We start from the raw sequence: 21329 nt of genomic DNA on the forward strand, positions 1-21329 counted from the left end.
TTCGGGTCCTTAATCATTACTGAGTTTCGTGGAGTACGCGAGCTACACCCTGCTGCCAGGAAGGCATCTTCAGGCCAAAGGCGCTTTCGAGCTTGTCTGTATCAAGCCGGGAGTTGAGCGGGCGAATAGCTGGTGTAGGCCAAGCGCTCGTCGGTACAGTTTCGATGCGCTCGGGGCTTACTTGGGTCGCGATGCCTTGCTCGCGCAACCATTCGGCGATGAAATTAGCATAGCCGTGCCAGCTGGTCTCACCACTAGCGACAAGGTGGTAAAGTCCTTCCAGAGCCGTGCTCGAGTGGGTCTGCCTGATGGCGTGAGCCGTGACGTCAGCAATCAGTTCCGCCCCTGTGGGTGCGCCGATCTGGTCATGGATGACTTGTAGGACATCTCTCTCGCGCATCAGCCTGGCCATGGTGGCAAGAAAGTTATGGCCTTGAGCGGCATAGACCCAACTGGTGCGAAATATTAAATGGCGGCAGCCACTGCTCTGGATGTACCGCTCTCCCGACAACTTGCTAGCACCGTAGTGATTTAGCGGCGAGGGAGAATCGGTTTCTTGCCAAGGCTCTTCACCACTGCCGTCGAACACGTAGTCAGTGGAAAAGTGTACAAGCAGGGCATTCAGGGCACTCGCTTCTTCGGCAAGCACCCGAGGAGCATGGGTATTGAGAAGGGTAGCTAGGTCACGCTCTTCCTCGGCGCGGTCCACGGCGGTATAAGCGGCCGCGTTGATGATTACCTGAGGCTTAAGCTTGTGCAAGGTAGCACGTAGCCCTTCTAGGTCAGCGATATCACCCGTTAAACCATCTATACCGTTGCGGTCCAGAGCCAAAACGTCGCCCAGCGGGGCCAGCGAACGCTGGAGCTCCCAACCGACTTGCCCATTTTTGCCCAGGAGTAGGATCTTCACTTTACTTCTCCTGTTCCCAGTCGTTCGCGCTGATAGCTGCCATCCTGCACTCGACGGCACCACTCTTGATTATCCAAGTACCAGCGCACCGTCTTGCGTATGCCGGACTCGAAGGTTTCTTCGGGTCGCCAGGACAGGTCGCGCTCGATCTTCCCAGCGTCTATGGCATAGCGTAGGTCATGTCCGGGGCGGTCCGTCACGTATGTAACCAAGTCCGCGTAAGGCGAGTGCTCCGACGGGGACAGCTCATCAAGTAGTGAGCAAATCGTACGTACCACTTCGATATTCTGCTTCTCGTTGTGGCCGCCGATATTGTAGGTCTCCCCTACTTGCCCTTCTGTCACTACCTTGTGGAGCGCACGAGCGTGATCTTCAACGTAGAGCCAATCACGGATCTGCTCGCCCCTGCCATAGACAGGCAGCGACTTACCCTCCAGAGCATTCAGGATCATTAGCGGGATCAGCTTCTCCGGGAAATGATAGGGACCGTAGTTATTAGAGCAGTTGGTGATCAAGGTTGGCAGTCCATAGGTGCGCTGCCAGGCACGCACCAGGTGATCCGAACTCGCCTTGCTAGCCGAGTAAGGCGAGCTGGGCGCATACGAAGTATTCTCAGTAAAAAGCTCCCCAGGCCCTTCCAGGTCACCGTAAACCTCATCGGTTGAGATGTGATGGAAGCGAAAACCCAGGCGACGCTCTGGAGCCAATCCACTCCAGTAAGCGCGTGCTACTTCCAGCAGGGTGTAAGTCCCTACGATATTGGTCTGGATGAATTCTGCTGGGCCATCAATAGAGCGATCCACGTGACTCTCAGCGGCCAAGTGCATCACTGCGTCAGGTTGGTGCTCAGCAAAAACCCGCTCAAGCTCAGCGCGATCGCAGATATCCACCTGCTCGAAGACGTAGCGATCGCTGACACTTACCGCTGCCAATGACTCAAGATTGCCCGCGTAGGTGAGCTTGTCGACATTGATCACACAGTCATCGGTATTGGCAATGATATGACGAATCACGGCCGAGCCAATGAAGCCCGCGCCGCCGGTAATCAAAAGTTTCATAAGAGCTATTCTGTGTTCAAAGGAATGTGATCAAGGGAGGGATGTTGACGGCATGGCCTAGCTCTGCATGCAGATTTTTCCCTGTAAAGAGGTCAGCTGAACTACGTCAGGTTGAAGAAAAACGCAGCGATACATAAGAAGTTTCATAAATAAGCGAGCGGAGCTTTTTAAGCAAGCTAAGGGAATTCAGTACTTTTGCAGGATTCGATGTTTCACCGATTCCTGGTAGAACTGCAGACCAGCAAAGCAAATTCACGACATTGTTAAAGTCAGCGCATCTGTTCGTTTAGCCTTGAGGTTGCAATTTTGCAAGATTAATCATTTCATGAAGAACCCTGCAAAATTGCAGAGCGGCGCCGCAAAGCTGAAAAGCACGCCGAATCAAGGCACTGTTTTCTAACGGTATTTTCGATAAGTGGGGGGTTATCAAGAATCCCCTTACTTCCTCATGGATTTATCTATTCAGTCCTGATAGAACTCGCGGAACCAAGCAACGAACTCGTCTACACCATCGCTCACTCTAGTATTGGGCTTATAACCCACCGCCTGCTCCAGCGCCGTGCTATCCGCAAAAGTATCCGGCACATCGCCGGGTTGCAGGGGCAACAGGTCCATGATCGCCTTTCTGCCCAGACACGCTTCCAGCGCTTCGATGTAGGCGCGCAACTGGACCGGTTCGTTATTGCCAATATTGAAGATGCGATACGGGGCGTAGCTGCTGGCAGGGTCCGGGGTTTCGCTACGCCAATTGGGATTGGGCGTTGCGATGTTATCGCTGGCACGGATAATGCCTTCCACGATGTCATCGACGTAAGTGAAGTCCCGGGTGTGGTTGCCGTGGTTGAAGACCGGGATCGATTCGCCTTTCAGGATCTTGTCGGTGAATTTGAACAGTGCCATGTCGGGCCGACCCCAGGGGCCGTAGACCGTGAAGAACCGCAAGCCAGTCGTGGGCAACGCAAACAGGTGGCTATAGCTGTGCGCCATCAGTTCATTGCTGCGCTTCGTGGCGGCGTAAAGCTGTAGCGGGTGGTCGACCCCGTGGTGCTCGCTGAAAGGCATTACGGTATTAGCACCGTACACACTGCTGGTACTTGCATAGGTCAGGTGCGGGGTCTGGCACGCCCGGCACCCTTCCAGAATATTGGTAAAGCCCACCACATTGCTTTGAATATAGGCGTGGGGGTTCTCCAGCGAGTAGCGTACGCCGGCCTGGGCCGCGAGGTGAATCACCCGATCAAACTCATGCTCGAGAAAACACGCCATAACCTGTTGGCTATCGGCCAGGTCTTGGCGCAGAAAGAGATACTTGCTACCGGTGCGTACTGCGGTTTCCTGTAATAGCGCCAGCCGGGCTTCCTTCAGGCGAACGTTGTAGTAGTCGTTGACGTTATCGAATCCGACCACACTGTCGCCACGCTCTAGCAGGGTCTTGGCGACATGGAAGCCGATGAATCCGGCATTGCCGGTAACGAGTACTTTCATGTTCCTCTGCAGTGTCGTTGAAATAGTGTCAGGCTGTGGCGCCCAGGGTAACAGTCAACGAGTGATCTGCCGTTTTTGCCCAGGCCAGTAGTTGCTTCTTCAGCGCCGCCTGGGCCGTCGCATCGCCATGTACCAGGCGAATGTCTTTGGGCGGTTGTCGCATGCGCCGCACGAAATTGAGCAGGTCGTTCTGGTCAGCATGGGCGGAATAGCCGCTTACGGTTTCTACTCGGGCGCGGATATCGATGCGCTGGCCATCCAGCATGACCCAGCCGCCCCGCGGCCCATAGCGCTGAATGTCTCGCCCTGGGGTGCCTACCGCCTGGTAACCGGTGAACAGTACACAGTGGCGTTCGTCACTCAGCATGCGCTTGAGGTAGTTGACTACCCTACCGCCACTCACCATGCCACTGGCGGCAATCACGACGGCCGGGCGTGCGCTCTTTACTAGATAATCGACCGTGCGCTCATGGGCGGCATGGTCGTCTACGGTGTAGAGCGTCTCGAAGTTCAGGGGGTGGCGACCACTACGTAGCCGCTGGTGGGCTTCCTGGTCCCAGTAGGGCTTCAAGGTGCGATACACCTCGGTGAAGCGTGACGCCAAGGGCGAATCGACGATGATTTCCAGCTCGCCCCAGCGTGTGTCGCCTGCCTCATGCGCCAGGCCTTCCATCTCGTAGAGCAGCTCCTGGGTGCGGCCAATGCTGAATGCCGGAATGACTACGGTTCCGCCGTTTTCGAGCGCGCGTTCGATCGCGGCCTTGAGCCGATCACGCCGATGGCGGCGATCTTCATGCAGGCGATCGCCATAGGTGCTTTCCAGCACCAGCATGTCGGCCCGATAAGGCGACTTGGGTGCAGGTAGCAGCGGCGCGTAGGGTGCGCCCAGGTCGCCGGAAAAGACGATGCGTTGGCTACTGGCGTTGCTCTTGCCCACACGCTTTTCGAGCACATCCACCTCGACATAGGCGGAACCGAGGATGTGCCCGGCCCGCTGTAGCCGCACCTTGATGCGGTGACGGTCATCGTCGATTACGCTGTGCCATTCGCCGTACTCGAGCGCTACCAGCCGGTCGTCGACTTCGGCCAGGAAGCGTTCGATCAGCGCCTTGTCTCGCGTGAAGCCGATCTTGAGTGCATCCTCGATTACCAATGGCAGCAGATGCTTGGAAGGCACCGAACACAGGATGGGGCCGCGGTAGCCTGCCGCCAGCAAGTAAGGCAAGCGGCCGATATGATCGATGTGAACGTGGGTGACGACCAGCGCCAGCAAATCATCGATCGGAAAGCGTACCTGGTGCTGCTCCAGCGAATCCCGCTGGGTGGCGTCTTCGCCTTGGAACAGGCCGCAATCGATAAACAGCGCCCGGTCTTCACTGACCTGTAAGCGGTGGCAACTGCCTGTCACCCCTGCCGCCCCACCATGATGGATGATGTTCACGAGGCGCGGCTCGCTGTGGCCTGCTCAGGCTCTGTCGCTTCGGTACTTTCAGTCTTACCAGTTTTTTCGGTACTTGACTGCGTGCCAAGCGAGGCCGATAGCGGCTCGGTGGCCGTATGGCGTGGCACGGTAATGTAGCGCTCCGGAAGTGCATCAGGCTGGTACTGGCTGTAGCGCGCCATGCGCTGCTTCACACTGCGATGCACCAGACTGTGCTCCGGTACATGGCGGGGGCGCGGCCCCAGGTGCAGCCACTTGAGCATGCGGCCGCTCACGGTGTTCAACGAATCGTGCAATGTTCCGGCCGGATTGGGTGGCTGCTCTATTTCGGCGTCCGCCCGTATCCGCAGGCCATGCACCTGGGCGTGGGTCAACATCCATTGCAGGCTGATCTCGGCCAGCCCGCGGTTTGGGTATCCCCCACCCACATCGGAGTGGGCGCCGGCAAACCAGACTTGTTCGATGGTCTGCTGATCGTTCTTGAGGGTTTCATCCCAGGGCAGCGGTTCGAACTTGGGTCGTCGCTCATCGATGGCCAGCGCATGAAAGCCATGGCTGACCTCGTCGCTCAGCTTGGCATTGAAGAACCATTTACGGGAGTAGAGATAGCCCAACGATTCGACGGTATCCCACACGCCCAGAAAATGAACCGGGCAAGGCCGGCTGTAGAGGCTCTTGTAGGTCGCCGCTTCGGCGTCATTGCCCTTGGTCAGGTAGAGCTGGGTGGCCTCGGCCACTAACCCTTCGGCATCCCGCCTTAGTAGCCCGCACTTGTTAAGCATGCCGGAAAGGCAGCGCACGGCGTAGGCGCCACGACTGAAACCGAACAGGAATACCCGATCGCCCGGTTGGTAATGCTCCAGCAAGAAACGATAGCCATGCTCGATGTTCTGGGCGATGCCGTAGCCGAACAACTTACCCAGGGTGATACCGACACGCTCGCCCCAGCGCCCGGGGGCGGGAAAGGTGCCCACGCCGGGCTCGTAGTGCACCCGTTGGTTTTCGTCTTTCTGTAAGCGTACCGCGAGGTGAGCGACATTGGTTTTGATGGCACCACAATCATTGGCGGTGCCGTCACAGCACACGATCAAGTTGCGTTTCACGAGAGAGCGTCCCTGCTTTCTTCTTTTTTACAGCGTTTTAACGTACCGCTTTTTGCTATTCCGCCGTGTTCTTTATCGATTCCACCGTGTTAACGGTCCTCTTTGAGGCTACTTCTTACCAGCGTGGCGAATTGCAACAGAAACACGCCGATCATGGCCAGCATGCCACCCAGTACGATACCCAGCGCCAGAACTAACTTGCGACTGGTGCCGGTGGGTTGCAGGCTTTGCACCGCCACCTGACTTATTTCTCCCTCCGTCAGATCGGCCAAGTCCGCCTCAATCTCCGAAATGCGCGTGGTATAGGTTGCGATCAGTTCGGCAGCGCTGGCACTTTCAGAACCTTGTACGGCGTCGAGCGCTTGCCGATTTCGCTCGAGCTGCTGTTCTAGTGTCCCACGGCGACGTTCGACCAGCCGCTGCTGCCCTTGGCTAATCTGCTCTACAAGGCGCTGGTGAAGCGTTTCCACTTCCCCCGCATCGCTCTCTTCCGCTTCACTGGAAATCGAGATCAGCAGCGTATCTTCGGGATTACTGACGTTGACTTCGAAAGGCAGCGATTCCCACCCTTGCTCGGCATACATCTCACGCGTCAACGGGCCTAGATAAAGGTTGCGTGCTTTGGCCACCAACGCGGTTGGCGCTTCAAGAGGCACGCCGGGTTCACTTTCTGCTGCGTTGTAGATCGAAACGTACTGGTAGGTACGCGGCATCATCAACGCATAGGCAAGCGCGGCGCCCACAACGAGTATGAAGATAACGGCCATGGCCTTCCAGCGGCGCACCAGGATCTTGGCCAAATCGACCAGGGAGATCTCATCATCGGAATAATCGGGCCGGTGTGCTGGGGTGGTATGTGATGGGGGTTGGGTCATTTATCTTTCCTGTTCGGCTTGCGGGCACGCTACCGCCCGGAGATTGTTCCGGGCGATTCTCAGGCCCTTGCCATGGTCCTATGGCAAATAGCTTGCTCCCCTCGCCTTCGTTGACCTCCATGGCCAACATGCAGAGGGAAGCACACCACTATGATCGTCTACTGCACAGGGCGTTCATTCTAAAGAACCCGCCCCTTACGCTCTAGCTTATCCGCGTAGGTTTTTCGTGTGGGAGTGGTCGCTGGTTAGCGACATGACGACACTTGCCTCAGGGACATGCAACGCCGGGCACGGTATATAATAACTTTTATTTTTCATTGCCTTACCCACAAAAAAGCGCGGCTGGCGGGCCGCGCTGATGCGAATTGTAACCTTAACGACTGAGAGAGCCAAACCAAACTTAGCTTAAGATAGGCATAACGTACTGTAACTTGGCGAAAGGGTCATTAGCTGGCCAAGTTCGGTATTGGCTATGGGCGATTAACACAACCGCAACAAATAAGAATGCGAATATTTCGCTTAACTGCAATAGAAATCTCGATACCAGGCAACGAAGCGGGCCACGCCCTCTTCGACCTGGGTGTTGGGGTGGTAACCCACGGCGCGTTCCAGTGCGGTGCTGTCGGCGAAGGTGTCCGGTACATCGCCGGGCTGCATGGGCAACAGATCCATGATCGCCCGCTTGTCGAGACAGGCTTCCAGCGCTTCGATATAGGCCTTGAGCTTGATGGGGTCGTTATTGCCGATGTTGAACAGCCGGTACGGGGCATCGCTGCTGGCGGGATCGGGGGCACTGCTGTTCCAGCTCGGGTCGGCTTGGGCGATGCTATCGCTGGCACGCAGAATGCCTTCGACGATGTCATCGATGTAGGTGAAATCGCGTGTATGGTTGCCCTGGTTGAAGACGGGGATCGGCTCGCCTTTGAGAATCTTGTCGGTGAACTTGAACAGCGCCATGTCCGGCCGGCCCCAGGGGCCGTAAACGGTGAAAAAGCGCAACCCGGTGGTGGGCAATCGAAACAGATGGCTGTAGCTATGCGCCATCAATTCGTTGGCGCGCTTGGTGGCGGCGTAGAACTGCAGGGGGTGGTCGACCCCATGGTGCTCGCTGAATGGCATGGTGGTGTTCGCACCGTACACGCTACTGGTGCTGGCATAGGTCAGGTGCGGCACGCTTGCCATGCGGCAGCCTTCGAGTATGTGCGTAAAGCCCACCACATTGCTCTGCACGTAGGCGGTGGGGTTTTCCAGCGAATAGCGCACCCCGGCCTGGGCGGCCAGATGGATGACGCGATCGAAGCGGTGCTCGGCAAAGCAGTCTTCAACGGCTTGGCGGTCGGCCAGGTCCTGGCGATGGAAGTGGTATTCGCTGCCGGTGAGTTCGGCCGTTTTGTGCAGGATGCCCAGGCGGGCTTCCTTGAGTGCGACATCGTAGTAGTCGTTGACGTTATCGAAGCCGACTACGCTGTCGCCGCGCTCGAGAAGCCGCTTGGCAGTGTGGAAGCCGATGAACCCGGCATTACCGGTGACGAGGATTTTCATGGTGGCGTGACGCCCAACACAGGGAGGGCCGGAGTGAGGTCAGAATGTCGGCATTTCATGGGTGATTCCCTGGTTGGTGAAATTTGTTGGGGTTTGTAGGAGCGCAGCTGCGCGATTGATGAGTCTTCAGGCCTGCCAACCCCTCGCGCAGAAGATCTGCGCTCCTACCAAACCCACCTTTTTTGCAGCCTCAGTGTAGGAGCGCAGCTAGCTGCGCGATTGATGAGTCTGCTGGCCTGCCAACCCCTCGCGCAGAAGATCTGCGCTCCTACAACCCCATACGTAGCCTGCTAGGCTGCGCTCCTACAAGAAACCCTTCGTAGCTTGCTGGGGTCGGGTTGAACCCCTCGCGCAGTATCTTCGCTCCTACAAGAACCCCTACGTAGCTTGCTGGGCTGCGCTCCTACAAAACCCTTTTTCAGCTAGGGCGGCCGACCGAGTAGTATGTGAAGCCTTTGCGGGCCATGCGCTTGGGATCGAACATGTTGCGGCCGTCGAAGATGGTCGGTTCGCTCAGGCAGCGCTGAATCAGGTCGAAGTCCGGGGCGCGGAAGCTTTGCCATTCGGTGACGATGGCGAGTACGTCGGCGCCTTTCAGAGCCGCTTCCTTGGTGCCGCTTAGCGTGAGTTCGTCACGGTCGCCGTAGAGTCGCTGGGCTTCTTCCATGGCTTCGGGGTCGAACGCCTGGACCTTCGCGCCGGCGTCCCACAATGCTTCCATCAATACGCGGCTGGGCGCTTCGCGCATATCGTCGGTATTGGGCTTGAAGGCCAAGCCCCAGATGGCCACGGTCTTGCCGGCCAGGTCGCCGTCGAAGTGCGCGTGAATCTTCTGGAACAGGGTGGTCTTCTGGGCGTAGTTGCGCGCCTCGACCGCCTTGAGCACCTTGGCGTCGAAATCGATGGTGTCGGCCGCGCGGATCAGGGCTTGCACGTCCTTGGGGAAACAGGAGCCGCCGTAGCCGATACCCGGATAGATGAAGTGATAGCCGATACGCGGGTCGCTGCCGATGCCCTGACGCACCATTTCGATATCGGCGCCCAGGCGTTCGGCCAGGCTGGCGATCTCGTTCATGAAGCTGATCTTGGTGGCCAGCATGCAGTTGGCAGCGTACTTGGTCAGCTCGGCGCTCTTGACGTCCATGACCAGGATCTTGTCCCGGTTACGGTTGAACGGCGCGTAGAGCTCGCGCATCACTTCTTCGGTGTCCCGGCTCTCGGTGCCGATGATGATGCGATCGGGCTTCTGGCAATCGGCCACGGCCGAGCCTTCCTTGAGGAATTCGGGATTGGAGACCACATCGAACGTGAGGTCGTCCCGCTCACGCCGCGCCAGCACCTCGCTGATCTTGGCGCGTACCTTATCGGCAGTCCCCACCGGCACGGTGGACTTGTCGATGACGATGCGATGCCCTTCCATGTGCTGGGCAATGGTTTCGGCCACCGCGAGTACGTACTTGAGATCGGCGGAGCCATCCTCGTCGGGCGGTGTGCCCACGGCGATGTACTGCACCTCGCCATGCTTCACCGCAGCTTCGGCATCGGTAGTGAATACCAGGCGACCCGCCGCGTAGTTTTCCTTGACCAACGGTTCCAGGCCCGGCTCGTAGATGGGAATGTCACCCTGCTTCAGCCGTTCCACCTTGGCTTCATCAACATCCACACAGACGACCTGATGGCCCACATCGGCCAAGATGGTGCCCTGGACGAGGCCGACATAGCCGGTGCCGAATACCGTAACGTTCATTAAGAGTCCTTTTCGTGTGCTGTCCTGTCAAACAGGGGCTAACGTTCAAAAGATGAATGTGACCAAGTGTAGCGAATTGAAAAACAAATACCCTCCTGATTGGTATCAGGATGAGGAGCATTATAAGGGGCAGACAAAGGACGGGGCAGCTAATACCGAGGGTTGAGCTGGCACAAAAAAGCGCGGCCGATAGGCCGCGCTACTTGCGCTCGTTAACCGAATGTAATCAGAAAATCAGCATCAACAGGCCGATTACCACGAGTAAGCCGATAAGAAAGATGATGCCTGCGGTACTGGCGAGAAACTTGAGCATGTTGCCTCCTTGCTTGGATGCGTGGGATTCATTCGTCCGTGAAGCTAATTGGACCGGTCACTCTGCCTCACCAACGCCCTTTATGACGTCAGCCATAGGGTGAACGTCTTTGCTCGATGAGTTCAAGGTAGGCAGAGGCCGGCAGTGCAAGCAAGCGAGCCGCGCGCTTGGCAACATTTCTTAGCGGGTGGGTTACGGTTGGCAAAATGGATGTAGGAGCGCAGATTTCTGCTCGATCAGTTCCTGGAATAATTCGTAACCCCCGGGCTCCAAAGTTCTGCTGCGGCGCGCGGCTGATATTGCGAACGATGGCGAACGAACCAGCTACCCCTCGCGCAGTGGAACTGCGCTCCTACAAAACCACCGATGGTTGCAATGTCAGTGTAGGAGCGCAGATATTCTGCGCGAGGGGTTCCTGCCATGGGCGACACATTAATCGCGCAGCAATATAGCCGGATCGCCGGACCGTGCGCCCCGACACCCAACGACAAGCCCGCTCGTATCGACGCACTGCATAAGATGATGTACAATGTACACGAAAATTAGCGCTGGCCCAAGGATGCGCCCGAAGTGAGTCATGCCATTGAATTTATCGAAACCCCGACCTTTACCCGACAGATCCAAGCTATCGCGACAGACGATGAACTGAAGGAACTTCAGCGTACTCTCATCGCTCAACCGGATAAAGGCGACCTGATTCAAAGCACAGGTGGGCTACGCAAAATTCGTATGGCGCTGGGACACCAAGGCAAGCAAGGCGGCGCACGAGTCATTTACTTTCTGGCCACTGCCGAGATCATTTACCTGATATTGGCCTATCCAAAGAGCGTGAAGGATAGCTTGACGCCTGCCGAGAAGGCCGCATTGAAAACCCTGACACACCAGTTGAAGGGAGAGGTTTCCGAATGAGCATTTTTGACGAACTCCATACCTCACTGCAGGAAGCTGTCGATATCAAACAAGGCAAGGCCCAGGCTGGCCGTGTGACTCGCCACGAAGTAGCCGATGTAAAAGCCATTCGGGCAAAGCTACACGTTTCTCAGGCCGAGTTTGCTGACGCCATGGGGACCAGTGTGGATACCATCAAAAGCTGGGAGACCAAGCGTCGTAATCCTACGGGCTTGGCTGCCAAGGTGCTAGCGACGATTCAGGACAACCCGTCTTATTACAATGAGTTAGCATCTCACTAGCCGGATCGCCGGACCGTGCGCTCCTACAAAACCCCAGCCGGTCTACCCGTAGGAGCGCAGATATTCTGCGCGAGGGGTTCCTGCCATGGGCGACACATTCATCGCGCAGCAAATATAGCCGCATCGCCGGACCGTGCGCTTTACGTTTGACCCTTCCAACCCTCGCGCCGCAATATAACCGCAGCGCCGTACCGTGCGCTCAATGACTGGGTTTGCACGAGGGCGTATGCGTTTACACTATTCGGGCCAGACGCCGGAACTGATCGGTTTCCTGTTGCTGCCGCGTTTCTCGATGATGGCGTTCTTTTCGGCAGTCGAGCCCCTGCGTATCGCCAACCGCATCGCTGATCGGGAACTCTTTAAATGGTGGGTCATCAGCCCGGAAGGAGAGCCGGTCAGCGCCAGCAATGGCATGACGCTACTCGTCGATGGCAGCCTCGAGACAGCTCCCCGCCTGCCTAGCCTGGCCATTTGCAGCAGTTTCGAACCGGAAGACACCCTGACGCATGCCCTGCTCAAGTGGCTGAATCGCCTTGCCCAGAGCAATTGCGTCCTGGGGGGACTCGATACGGGCAGCTTTATCCTGGCCAGGGCCGGCCTGCTGGAAGGCCAGCGCGTGACCATGCATTGGGAGAGCCTCCCCGCGTTTCGCGAGCGCTTTCCCGAAATCGAGGCGGTCGAATCGCTGTATGAAGTCGGGCCTCGTGGCTTTAGCTGCGCTGGGGGCGCGGCGGCCATGGACATGACTCTCGACTTGATCACGCGGCGCCATGGCGAGGCGCTCGCCACGGCCGTGTCGGAGCAGTTGATTCATGCCCGCATGCGTACGCATCAGGACCAGCAGCGAATGGCCCTCACCCAGCGGCTGGGCACGCATAAGCACGCCTTGATCGAGGCGGTGACGCTGATGGAAGCGAATATCGAAACCCCACTGGGCATCAAGCATATTGCCGAGCGCATCGGCATCTCGCTGCGCCAGCTGCAGCGTCTCTATGAACAGGAGCTGGGTGAACGCCCCCGGGATTACTATCTGAGCATTCGCCTGAACCACGCGCGGCAACTGCTGTTGGAAACCGACCGGGATATTCTCAGCGTGGGGTTGGCCAGTGGCTTCACGTCAGCGTCGAGTTTTTCGCGGGCGTATCGGCAACGTTACGGGATGAGCCCCAGCCTCTCCCGAGACAAGGCGCGCGCCAGTCACTAGGCTTTTGCTGTTCTTGGCGACTTGTGACAACCCGCTGTCGCGTTCTGTGTTATCGGCTTCTGCACGACTCGGCATGCTGTAAGGCACGTTCGAGCCCGAAAGGAAGCCGCCATGCCCCTGGATACCCCTACGACATCATCGTCGTTGCCCCCCACCCCTGATTACGATGCCTGGCCCGTCGAGGTACAAGCCAGCCATGTCCATTTCGATCAGCGCCAGGTAGAGCTGCATTGGCGGGATGGCGTGGTCAGCCGTTTCCATAGCGTCTGGCTGCGTGAGAATGCCGCGGATGACAGCACCATCAACCCGGCGACACGCGAGCGCATTCTCGACCTGTCGACGCTCGAAGCATGGCCAACGATCGACGAGGCGTATCTCGATGCGCAGGGCGCGTTGTGTGTGCGTTTTGCTCCGGAAGATAAATTGCTGCGTTTTCATCCCGGCTGGCTGCGGGCAAATGACTATTCGAATACCGAGAGCCCCGATGCGCCGCTGGTACCGGTTACGCTGTGGACCGGCGACACGCTGGCCGAGCCGAAGAGCCTCGATGCCAGTGGTTGGCTGGATAATGACGAAGCGAGCCCCGAGGTGGAGAGCCTGTTGGGCGAAGCCCTCTCTCACGTCATGAGCCACGGCCTGGTTCGTTTGCAGTACCTGCCCACCGAGCCCGGCACGCTGGAAGCGATCGCCCAACGTATTGGCCCACTGCGTTCCACCAATTTCGGTACCCTGTTTAACGTCAAGGCCAAGCCCGACCCCGACTCCAACGCCTATACCTCGATTGCCCTTCCTCCGCATGTCGACCTGCCCACGCGGGAATACCAGCCAGGCCTGCAACTGCTGCATTGCCTGGAGAACAGTGTCGAAGGTGGCCAGGCGGTGATGATGGATGGTTTTGCCATTGCCGAGGCGCTTCGCGAGCAGTACCCCACGGACTTCGAGACGCTGACCCGCGTGAAGTGGTGCTACGCGAATACCGCGCGTGTCACTGACTATGTGTGGTTCGATCCGATGATCAAGCTCGACGATCAAGGCCGCCTGCTGGAAGTACGTATTGCGGACTTCCTGCGCGGCCCATTGATGGCGCCCTTCGATGATGTCGAACCCGCCTATGCCGCTCTCGTGCAGTTGCAACGGTTGCTGAAAGAGCCACGTTTTGCCATGCGCTTCACCTATCGTCCCGGGGATCTCGTGATCTTCGACAACCGTCGGCTGCTGCATGCACGCGATGCCTTCGAAGGCAGTTCCGGGCATCGGTGGCTTCAGGGCTGTTACCTGGAACGCGATGAGGTTCGCTCGCGCCTGCGCATGCTGCGGCGTGCCGAACGACTACGTCAGGTCGAGGGCCAGGCTGGCTAATCAGTCCAGGCAGCATAGCCGGTATGCAATGAGACCCAGCACAGGAGGCTGGGTCTCATGTTTTACGAGGCGGAAACAGGCACCAGCTAGCGCCGCGGAATGCCGATTTGTCTGCCCGCTTGCTCGGGCCAGTCCGCCTTTTCGCAGCCAGGCAGTGCCATGAGCTGTTGGCTTACGGCGCGGGGGAACGGCGCGGGTTTGCCTCGCTGGGAATCGATGCCCATCAGCATCTGTTCACTGGTGGCAATGACCTGCTGTGCCTCGTTCAACAGTGAGAAGAACACATGCATACGCTTGGCGTCGTGGTCCAGCAGCGTCGCGCTGACCGTCAACCGATCGCCCTCATAAGCACCAAGCCGGTAACAGAGGTGCGTTTCCAGGGTATACAGCGTATACCGCTCACGCTCGCGACCCGATTCATCGAGACCGATGCGCGCCATCAGCGCTTCGACGCCGAGCGAAAAGACCCGGGCGTACTCGGCATCGTTCATGTGGCCGTTGTAATCGACCCAGGCGGGATCGACCCGGGTATGCATGAGATGAACCGCAGATTCGCGCGCCATCAGATCCTGCCCTCGATACCTTCGGCTTCGGGCCAATATTTGCGCGTCAAGGCCAGAAGCTCGACCAGGTAGGCATCGCGGCGCGCTTCCAGCTCGGCGACGCTTCGCCCGGCAGCCTGGTGCTCGCAGCCTTCGACGACTCGCTCAATGAGTTCGTCGGTCAGCTCCGGTGCTTCGAGACGAGTCCAGGGGAGTTTCAAGGCCGGCCCGAATTGATGCAGCATGTGACGCATGCCGGCATCACCCCCGGCCAGGTGGAAGGTCAGGTAGGTGCCCATCAATGACCAGCGCAGGCCCGCGCCATAGACCACGGCGGCATCGACTTCCTCGGTAGTGGCCACGCCGTCGTTGACGAGATGCAGCGCTTCTCGCCAGAGCGCTTCCATCAGGCGGTCGGCAACATGCCCCTCGATTTCACGGCGCACCACCATCGGGCGCATGCCCAGCCCTTGATAGAGGCTGCGCGCCCGCTCAGTCAGTGCGGGAGCGGTATGCTCGCCACCCACGAGCTCGACCAGCGGCAGCAAGTACACTGGGTTGAAGGGATGTGCCACGATCACCCTACCTGGCGCACGCTGGCAGGCGGTCTGCAGTTCGCTGGGCTTGATGCCGGATGTCGACGAGCCGATGACTACATCGTCGGGGGCATGGGCATCCAGTTCGGCGAGTACGTGGTGCTTGATGTCGAGCCGCTCGGGGACGTTCTCCTGTATCAGATCGGCGCCGTCGATGGCTTCGATGGCCGTGGCAGCGAACGTCAGCCGGGTGGGGTCCGCGCCCTCGGCAAGGCCAAGCGCGGCCACTGATGGCCAGGCCCGCTCGACGAACGCGCGGGTTGTCGCTTCGGCGTTCGCCGCCGGATCGAAGGCAACGACATCGCAACCGGCGGCCAGGGCGCGCACGATCCATCCATTGCCAATCACGCCCGTGCCGATAACGGCCAACCGTGACGGGACTGTTGCATTCTGGAACATGAGAATTTCCTTACCGATCAGGGCTGACGAAGGTCGAGTTTCTGGCGTGTCTGGGCAGGCGTGAGGATTCGACTGCCCAAATTTTCAGCGATATTGGCCGCCTTCTCGACCAACTGCGCATTGGTGGCGAAGACCCCCTTGCTGAGGTAGAGGTTGTCTTCGAGCCCCACGCGGACATGGCCACCCAGAAGGATCGACTGGGCGACCATCGGCATTTCGGTACGGCCGATACCAAAGGCGGACCAATGCGCGTTGGCCGGCAGCTTGTTGCGCATGGCCAGCATGGTTTCGGTATCCGCTTCGGCGCCCCAGGGTATGCCCAGGCATAACTGGAACAGCGGGTCGCCTTCGATCAAGCCTTCCTCGATCAGCTGGCGAGCAAACCAGACGTGACCGAGATCGAAGCACTCCAGTTCGGGTTTGACGCCGGCTTCCTTGACCAGACGCGCGTGTTCACGCAACCAGTCGGCGGTGTTCAGGTACACCGTATCGCCGAAGTTGAGGCTGCCGCAGTCCAACGTGCAGAGCTCGGGGAGTAGCTCACCGATCGGTGCGTGGCGTTCGGCCGGCGTCTGCATGTCCGTGCCCTCGCCGCCGCGCGTTGGATCGTCCGGATGGGGTACCCAGTCTCCCCCGCCGCCGGCTGTCAAGTTGATAACGACATCGATATCCGCCTCACGAATGCGTGACACCGCCTCTCGGAAATGAGCTGTCGAGTGGCTGATGCCACCGGTTTCGGGATCGCGCACATGCAGGTGCACGATACTGGCGCCCGCTCGCGCCGCCTCGATGGCGCTGTCGGCAATTTGGCGAGGAGTTACGGGAAGCTCGGGGTGCTTATTGGCGGTGTCGCCTGCCCCCGTTATGGCGCAGGTAAGAATGACGTCACGGTTCATGTTGGCGTTCCTGGCAGGAATGAATTCGGCTAGCGCCGCAAAACACACATTGTCGGAAGCCAACCTTCGAGCGACTTGACGCGAAACGCCGCGCTGTTGTCATTTAGCGACTATGAGAAACCTATCGATACGCTAGGTGGTACCGCGCTCAGACGTCACACTTGGCCGCTCGTTGAAGCGCTCCTGGTAGGCCCGGGTGAAGTGCGACAGATGATTGAAGCCGGTCGCCAGGGCCGCTTCAGTGACACGGCAGCGACTGTCGGCGAGGATTCGTCGCGCCTGGTCCAGCCGCATGCCCAGATAACACTGCTTGGGCCGCATGCCCAAATGCGCCAGAAAGAGCCGCGTCAATTGACGCTGCGATTGCCCGACGAGCCGACAGATCTCTGGGATCGTCAATGCTTGGCCCAGGTGAGCCTCCATGATAGCCAGCGCGCCCGCCACGGATCGGGGTAGATGGTCGTACTGCTGCCTCAGGGCGTTTTCCCAGGTTTCCTCATCGGCCACCCGGTTATGGATTAGCTGTCGCCCCACTGCATTGGCCAGTGCCGGGCCATAATCGTGTTCGATCCACTGCAGCATCATATCGATGCCGGCCGCCCCCCCGGAGCCGGTAAGCCGCTGGTCGGTAAATTCGAAACGCGCCTCGCTCACGGCGAGGTGCGGAAACTCTTCCTGAAACGCAGGCACGCTTTCCCAGTGCAAGGCGACCTTCTGGTGCTCGAACAGGCCCGCTCGCGCCAGAATGAACGGGGCCGTATCCAGACCGCCGAGCAGCGCACCGTGGGCGGCGACCTGGCGCAGCACGGCGCGGTCGCTTGGGGTCACGGTGGCTTCCGCTTCGTAGGAGGAAATGACCATCAGCATTTCGCAGTGGCTGACTGCAGCAAGTGGCCCATCCACATCGATACGTACCCCGTTGCTAGCCACCACTGCCTCGCCTGTGGCCGAAAGCAGCTCCCAGGCAAACAATTTTCTTCCGAAACGATTGGCGACACGCAACGGCTCGAGGAGACAGATTAGGGACAGCATCGAGAACTTGGGCAACAGCCAGACACTCACCGTATGCTCGGCCTCACCGGGCCGGGGTACCGGCGGAAGGTCGGGGCGGAGATAGGGCCAATCGTTCGAGGTGACATTGTTCATGTCTAAAAAAGTTTACTCTATGGCCAAAAACATCAAATCATGATGCGGCATACACCCTAGGGTAGAAAGCGAAATCGGCAATTACAGTGGTTTGCATACGCAGGACAGGTGCCGCCGAACAACGATTGCCAACGAATAACGAGTGGAGAGAGCCCCGCATGTCATCATCCGCTGTTGCCGCAGTGAACAGTCAGGGCCGTCGCCTTACCCTTCGTAGCAACGGGGTTGAGCGGGAATTTGCCGCCTTGTGGCTTCGAGAACGCGCCCCCGATGAGGCCACGCTCGACAAGCTGACCGGCCAACGTTTGATCGAGGCCGCCCAGTTGCCCCTCGACCTGACCATCACCCAGGCCAGTGTCGGCGTTGACACCCTGCAGCTCGACTTCAGCGACGGCCATTCTACCCAATTCACGCTCAGCGAGCTCCTGAGTGACGATAAGCCCACGCGTCAGGAACTGACCGACGACCTGCAGCTCTGGGATGCGAGCCTGGACACCTTGCCCGAGGCCAACTTCGGCGCAGCACTCGAAAGCGATGCTGCGCTTCTGGCCATGCTCGATGATCTGCGTCGGTTTGGTTTCGTGCGTGTCGTAGGCGTGCCCTGCGAAGAGGATGGCATGCAGGCGCTCATCGATCGTATTGGCCCCTTGCGCCGTACCAACTGGGGCGGCATTGCCGACGTGAAGTCGGTCGCCCAAGCCTATGACCTGACCATGACGCAGCGAGGTCTTGAGCCCCACACGGACAACCCGTACCGGGATCCGATTCCCGGGTACATCTGGCTGCATTGTTTGACCAATGCCGCCGAAGGCGGTGACAGCACCCTGACCGATGGTTTCATGGCGGCGCAACGACTCAGGCAGGAGTCGCCGGAGGCGTTCGAATGCCTGACCCAGCTCTCGCCGGCCTTTCGCTACGTGGACGCCACCACCCATCTAGAGAGCGAAGGACCGTTGATCGAGCTCGACAGTCATGGACGCCTGGCGCGGGTACGCTACTCCAATCGTACCGAACGCATGACCGCTTATGATCCGGACACACTCGAACGCTATTACGCGGCACGCAAGCGCTTCTATCAATTGATCACGTCCGACGCGCTGACCGTGCAGCTCAAACTGTCACCGGGCGAAATGCTGATCATGGACAATTACCGGCTGCTGCATGGGCGTACCGCCTTCCAGCTCGAAGGCGGGATTCGTCATATGCGCCAAGGCTATGTCGACCGCGACAGCACGGCTAGTCGCCATCAGGTGCTACGCAGCACGATCGCGCCTCAGCAACACGCCACGATTGCCACTCCTGAGCAAGGATATGCCCTATGAGCCAAGCGACCTTCACCCGATTCGACGAGAGCACCGCCGAAGACTGGGCGATTATCGATGCTCATTTCCAGACGTACCAGAACGATGCCAGCCGTCGTGTGCTCGAGCACCTGTTGCGCTTGAAGGGCGACAATCACGGTTATCCCGTGGACCGCTACGAGCACTGCCTGCAGACGGCCACCCGCGCCCTACGCGATGGCGCCGACGAGGAGATGGTGGTGTGCGCCCTGTTGCACGATATCGGCGATGACCTGGCGCCTGCCAACCACGCCGACATTGCCGCCGGCATTCTGGCGCCGTTCGTCGATCCACTCAATGTGTGGATGATTCGGCATCATGAGCTGTTTCAGGGCTACCACTACCGTGAATTCTACGGTCAGGATCCGAACGCGCGCGAAGCGTACCGCGACCATCCTGCCTATGAGCGTACCGTCTATTTCTGCGATCGGTGGGACCAGGTCGCCTTCGATCCAAGCTACGACACGCTGCCGCTTTCGCATTTCACGCCGATGGTCGAGCGAATCTTTTCCCGCCCCCCCTTCGGCGAGAACCTCACCGTCAAGGAAACCTCGTGATCAACTGCGCCCAATACCTTCTCGACCTGCTTGACGGTCACGGGATCGATACGGTCTTCGGCATTCCCGGGGTGCATACCGTCGAGCTGTACCGCGGACTAAGCGACAGTCCCATTCGCCACGTCACGCCACGCCACGAACAGGGCGCCGGCTTCATGGCGGATGGCTATGCCCGGGCCACTGGCAAACCCGCGGCGTGTTTCATCATTACCGGCCCGGGAATGACCAATATCGCCACCGCCATGGGCCAGGCATTGGCGGATTCCATTCCCATGCTGGTGATCTCGAGCGTCAACCGGCGTGACACGCTAGGCCGGGGCCAGGGCCGGCTGCATGAATTGCCGAGTCAGCAGCAAACCCTGGCTGGGGTCAGTGTGTTCAGCCATACCCTGCACAGTGCCGAGGCATTACCCGAGATACTCAACCGCGCGTTTGCGGTCTTTCGCAGCGCCCGGCCCGGCCCGGTACATATCGAGATTCCGCTCGATGTCATGCCCCAGCCCATGGCCCCACCACCGATCAAGATTCCCCGCGTCCATCCGCCCGCCGCCCCCAAGGCAGCACTTGAGGAGGCCAGCGCATGGTTGCGTGGGGCCAGCCGTCCACTGCTGCTGCTGGGCGGTGGCTGTGTCGACGCTGCCGAGGCGGCCAGGGCGCTTGTCGAGCGGCTCGACGCTCCTGCCATGACCACGATCAACGCCAAGGGCGTGCTGGGTATTGGACATCCGCTGGATCTGGGAGCGTGTGCCAGCTTGCCGGCGGGAAGGCGTCTGGCGGCCGAGGCCGATGTGATCCTGGCGCTAGGTACGGAGCTCGGCGAGACCGACTACGACCTGGTCTTCGATGGCGGGTTTAAATTGACAGGCCGACTGATACGTGTCGATATCGATCCGCAGCAGTTGGCGCGGAATCATACGGCGGATCTCGCCATTCTTGCCGACGTCCCGACATTCGTGCGCGATCTGCTCTCTTTCCTTCCCGATTCGCAAACGCGACACGGGGGCCAGCGCGCCCAGGCCGTACGCAGCGCCCTGGCGATACGTGACGCAGACGATGTCGCGCCATATGCCCAATTTCTCGAGACCCTGCGTCAGGCACTACCCGACGCCACCATCGTGGGAGACTCCACCGGGCCGGTCTATGCCGGCAATTACCTGATGGACATGCCCGCCCCGCGGCGTTGGTTCAATGCCGCAACCGGCTACGGCACATTAGGCTATGGCTTGCCTGCCGCCATCGGCGCGGGTCTAGCCACGCCGGATCGCCCCGTCATCGCCTTGGTCGGCGATGGTGGCCTGATGTTCACCCTCGCCGAGATTGCCACGGCACGCGAAGCCGGCTTGCCCCTGGCCATTGTTATCTGGAACAACGATGGCTACGGCGAGATACGTCGATACATGGACATGGATGGAGTGACACGCCTCGGCGTGGATCTGCCGGCACCGAGTTTCAATGCCCTTGCCGAGGCATTCCAGTGTCACGGCGAGTCCGTCTCGACACCGGAAGCGTTGACACAGGCATTGGTTGCCTCTCAATCGAGGCGCGTACCGACCGTGATTGAAGTGCAGGCCGAACGTTGGCCCAGCATCTGATAAGAGAACACGCATAATAACTAAGGAAATCCTG

20 protein-coding genes are annotated in these 21329 nt (G+C 59.2%); 7 read left to right on the forward strand and 13 right to left on the reverse strand.

Annotated elements, in window-relative coordinates:
* Positions 1-16: 16 nt before the first annotated feature.
* The 9 genes from rfbD to JH15_RS18725 all read right to left on the reverse strand — a co-directional run bounded on the left by rfbD (position 17) and on the right by JH15_RS18725 (position 10474).
* Positions 17-910, reverse strand: a complete 894-nt coding sequence (gene rfbD / locus JH15_RS15940) for a dTDP-4-dehydrorhamnose reductase (RefSeq protein WP_043532134.1) — start codon at positions 908-910, stop codon at positions 17-19.
* Complete coding sequence (gene rfbB, locus JH15_RS15945) at positions 907-1968, reverse strand: dTDP-glucose 4,6-dehydratase (RefSeq protein ID WP_043532135.1); 1062 nt, start codon at positions 1966-1968, stop codon at positions 907-909. Before rfbB ends, rfbD begins: the two co-directional genes overlap by 4 nt.
* A 462-nt stretch (positions 1969-2430) precedes the next feature.
* Positions 2431-3453: an NAD-dependent epimerase gene (locus JH15_RS15950; RefSeq protein ID WP_043532137.1), complete on the reverse strand. Its 1023-nt coding sequence runs from the start codon at positions 3451-3453 to the stop codon at positions 2431-2433.
* 28 nt (positions 3454-3481) lie between these two features.
* Entirely contained in the window at positions 3482-4894 is a 1413-nt protein-coding gene (locus JH15_RS15955) for an MBL fold metallo-hydrolase RNA specificity domain-containing protein (RefSeq protein WP_043532144.1), read from the reverse strand.
* A complete protein-coding gene (locus tag JH15_RS15960) occupies positions 4891-5997 on the reverse strand; it encodes a DUF2235 domain-containing protein (protein WP_081949085.1) in 1107 nt (368 codons plus the stop codon). Before JH15_RS15960 ends, JH15_RS15955 begins: the two co-directional genes overlap by 4 nt.
* An 89-nt stretch (positions 5998-6086) precedes the next feature.
* Positions 6087-6872: a Wzz/FepE/Etk N-terminal domain-containing protein gene (locus JH15_RS15965; protein ID WP_043532145.1), complete on the reverse strand. Its 786-nt coding sequence runs from the start codon at positions 6870-6872 to the stop codon at positions 6087-6089.
* A 519-nt stretch (positions 6873-7391) separates the two neighbouring features.
* Positions 7392-8414, reverse strand: coding sequence for an NAD-dependent epimerase (locus JH15_RS15970; RefSeq protein ID WP_043532148.1), 1023 nt, complete (start codon positions 8412-8414; stop codon positions 7392-7394).
* Between the two features lie 418 nt (positions 8415-8832).
* Positions 8833-10161: a UDP-glucose dehydrogenase family protein gene (locus JH15_RS15975; RefSeq protein ID WP_043532150.1), complete on the reverse strand. Its 1329-nt coding sequence runs from the start codon at positions 10159-10161 to the stop codon at positions 8833-8835.
* A 226-nt stretch (positions 10162-10387) separates the two neighbouring features.
* Positions 10388-10474 (reverse strand): small membrane protein YohP, encoded by an 87-nt coding sequence (locus JH15_RS18725; RefSeq protein ID WP_442861953.1) that lies wholly within the window; start codon positions 10472-10474, stop codon positions 10388-10390.
* A gap of 570 nt (positions 10475-11044) precedes the next feature.
* Between JH15_RS18725 and JH15_RS15980 the strand changes: the two genes are divergently transcribed.
* The 4 genes from JH15_RS15980 (at position 11045) to JH15_RS15995 (ending at position 14227) form a co-directional block, all read left to right on the forward strand.
* Positions 11045-11383, forward strand: a complete 339-nt coding sequence (locus JH15_RS15980; RefSeq protein WP_043532152.1) for a type II toxin-antitoxin system RelE/ParE family toxin — start codon at positions 11045-11047, stop codon at positions 11381-11383.
* Entirely contained in the window at positions 11380-11664 is a 285-nt protein-coding gene (gene nadS / locus JH15_RS15985) for a NadS family protein (protein ID WP_043532155.1), read from the forward strand. The genes JH15_RS15980 and nadS overlap by 4 nt, the downstream gene beginning before the upstream one ends.
* Before the next feature lie 226 nt (positions 11665-11890).
* On the forward strand, positions 11891-12868 hold the full coding sequence (locus tag JH15_RS15990) for a GlxA family transcriptional regulator (protein ID WP_043532157.1): 978 nt from the start codon (positions 11891-11893) through the stop codon (positions 12866-12868).
* A gap of 111 nt (positions 12869-12979) precedes the next feature.
* Positions 12980-14227 (forward strand): TauD/TfdA family dioxygenase, encoded by a 1248-nt coding sequence (locus tag JH15_RS15995; RefSeq protein ID WP_043532159.1) that lies wholly within the window; start codon positions 12980-12982, stop codon positions 14225-14227.
* A gap of 86 nt (positions 14228-14313) precedes the next feature.
* On the opposite strand, the gene JH15_RS16000 is transcribed toward JH15_RS15995, so the two are convergent.
* From JH15_RS16000 to JH15_RS16015, 4 genes are all read right to left on the reverse strand, one after another.
* Positions 14314-14790: a thioesterase family protein gene (locus JH15_RS16000; protein ID WP_043532161.1), complete on the reverse strand. Its 477-nt coding sequence runs from the start codon at positions 14788-14790 to the stop codon at positions 14314-14316.
* Complete coding sequence (locus JH15_RS16005; RefSeq protein ID WP_043532162.1) at positions 14790-15764, reverse strand: 3-hydroxyacyl-CoA dehydrogenase NAD-binding domain-containing protein; 975 nt, start codon at positions 15762-15764, stop codon at positions 14790-14792. Before JH15_RS16005 ends, JH15_RS16000 begins: the two co-directional genes overlap by 1 nt.
* A 17-nt stretch (positions 15765-15781) precedes the next feature.
* Positions 15782-16660 carry a beta-keto acid cleavage family enzyme gene (locus tag JH15_RS16010; RefSeq protein ID WP_043532163.1) on the reverse strand — a complete coding sequence of 293 codons (879 nt, stop codon included), beginning with the start codon at positions 16658-16660 and terminating at the stop codon, positions 15782-15784.
* A gap of 132 nt (positions 16661-16792) precedes the next feature.
* Positions 16793-17806, reverse strand: a complete 1014-nt coding sequence (locus JH15_RS16015) for a GlxA family transcriptional regulator (protein WP_043532165.1) — start codon at positions 17804-17806, stop codon at positions 16793-16795.
* A gap of 158 nt (positions 17807-17964) precedes the next feature.
* Here JH15_RS16015 and tmpA point away from each other — a divergent pair, with 158 nt between their 5' ends.
* From tmpA to JH15_RS16030, 3 genes are read left to right on the forward strand one after another with little or no spacing between them, the layout of a single operon-like run.
* Positions 17965-19128, forward strand: coding sequence for a 2-trimethylaminoethylphosphonate dioxygenase (gene tmpA, locus JH15_RS16020; RefSeq protein WP_043532167.1), 1164 nt, complete (start codon positions 17965-17967; stop codon positions 19126-19128).
* Positions 19125-19703: an HD domain-containing protein gene (locus JH15_RS16025; protein ID WP_043532169.1), complete on the forward strand. Its 579-nt coding sequence runs from the start codon at positions 19125-19127 to the stop codon at positions 19701-19703. The genes tmpA and JH15_RS16025 overlap by 4 nt, the downstream gene beginning before the upstream one ends.
* The gene (locus tag JH15_RS16030) at positions 19703-21295 is read left to right on the forward strand and encodes a 5-guanidino-2-oxopentanoate decarboxylase (protein WP_043532583.1); all 1593 of its coding nucleotides are present in this window, start codon (positions 19703-19705) and stop codon (positions 21293-21295) included. The genes JH15_RS16025 and JH15_RS16030 overlap by 1 nt, the downstream gene beginning before the upstream one ends.
* Positions 21296-21329 lie beyond the last annotated feature (34 nt).

Source organism: Litchfieldella xinjiangensis, from assembly GCF_000759345.1.
GTDB classification, from domain to species: domain Bacteria; phylum Pseudomonadota; class Gammaproteobacteria; order Pseudomonadales; family Halomonadaceae; genus Litchfieldella_A; species Litchfieldella_A xinjiangensis.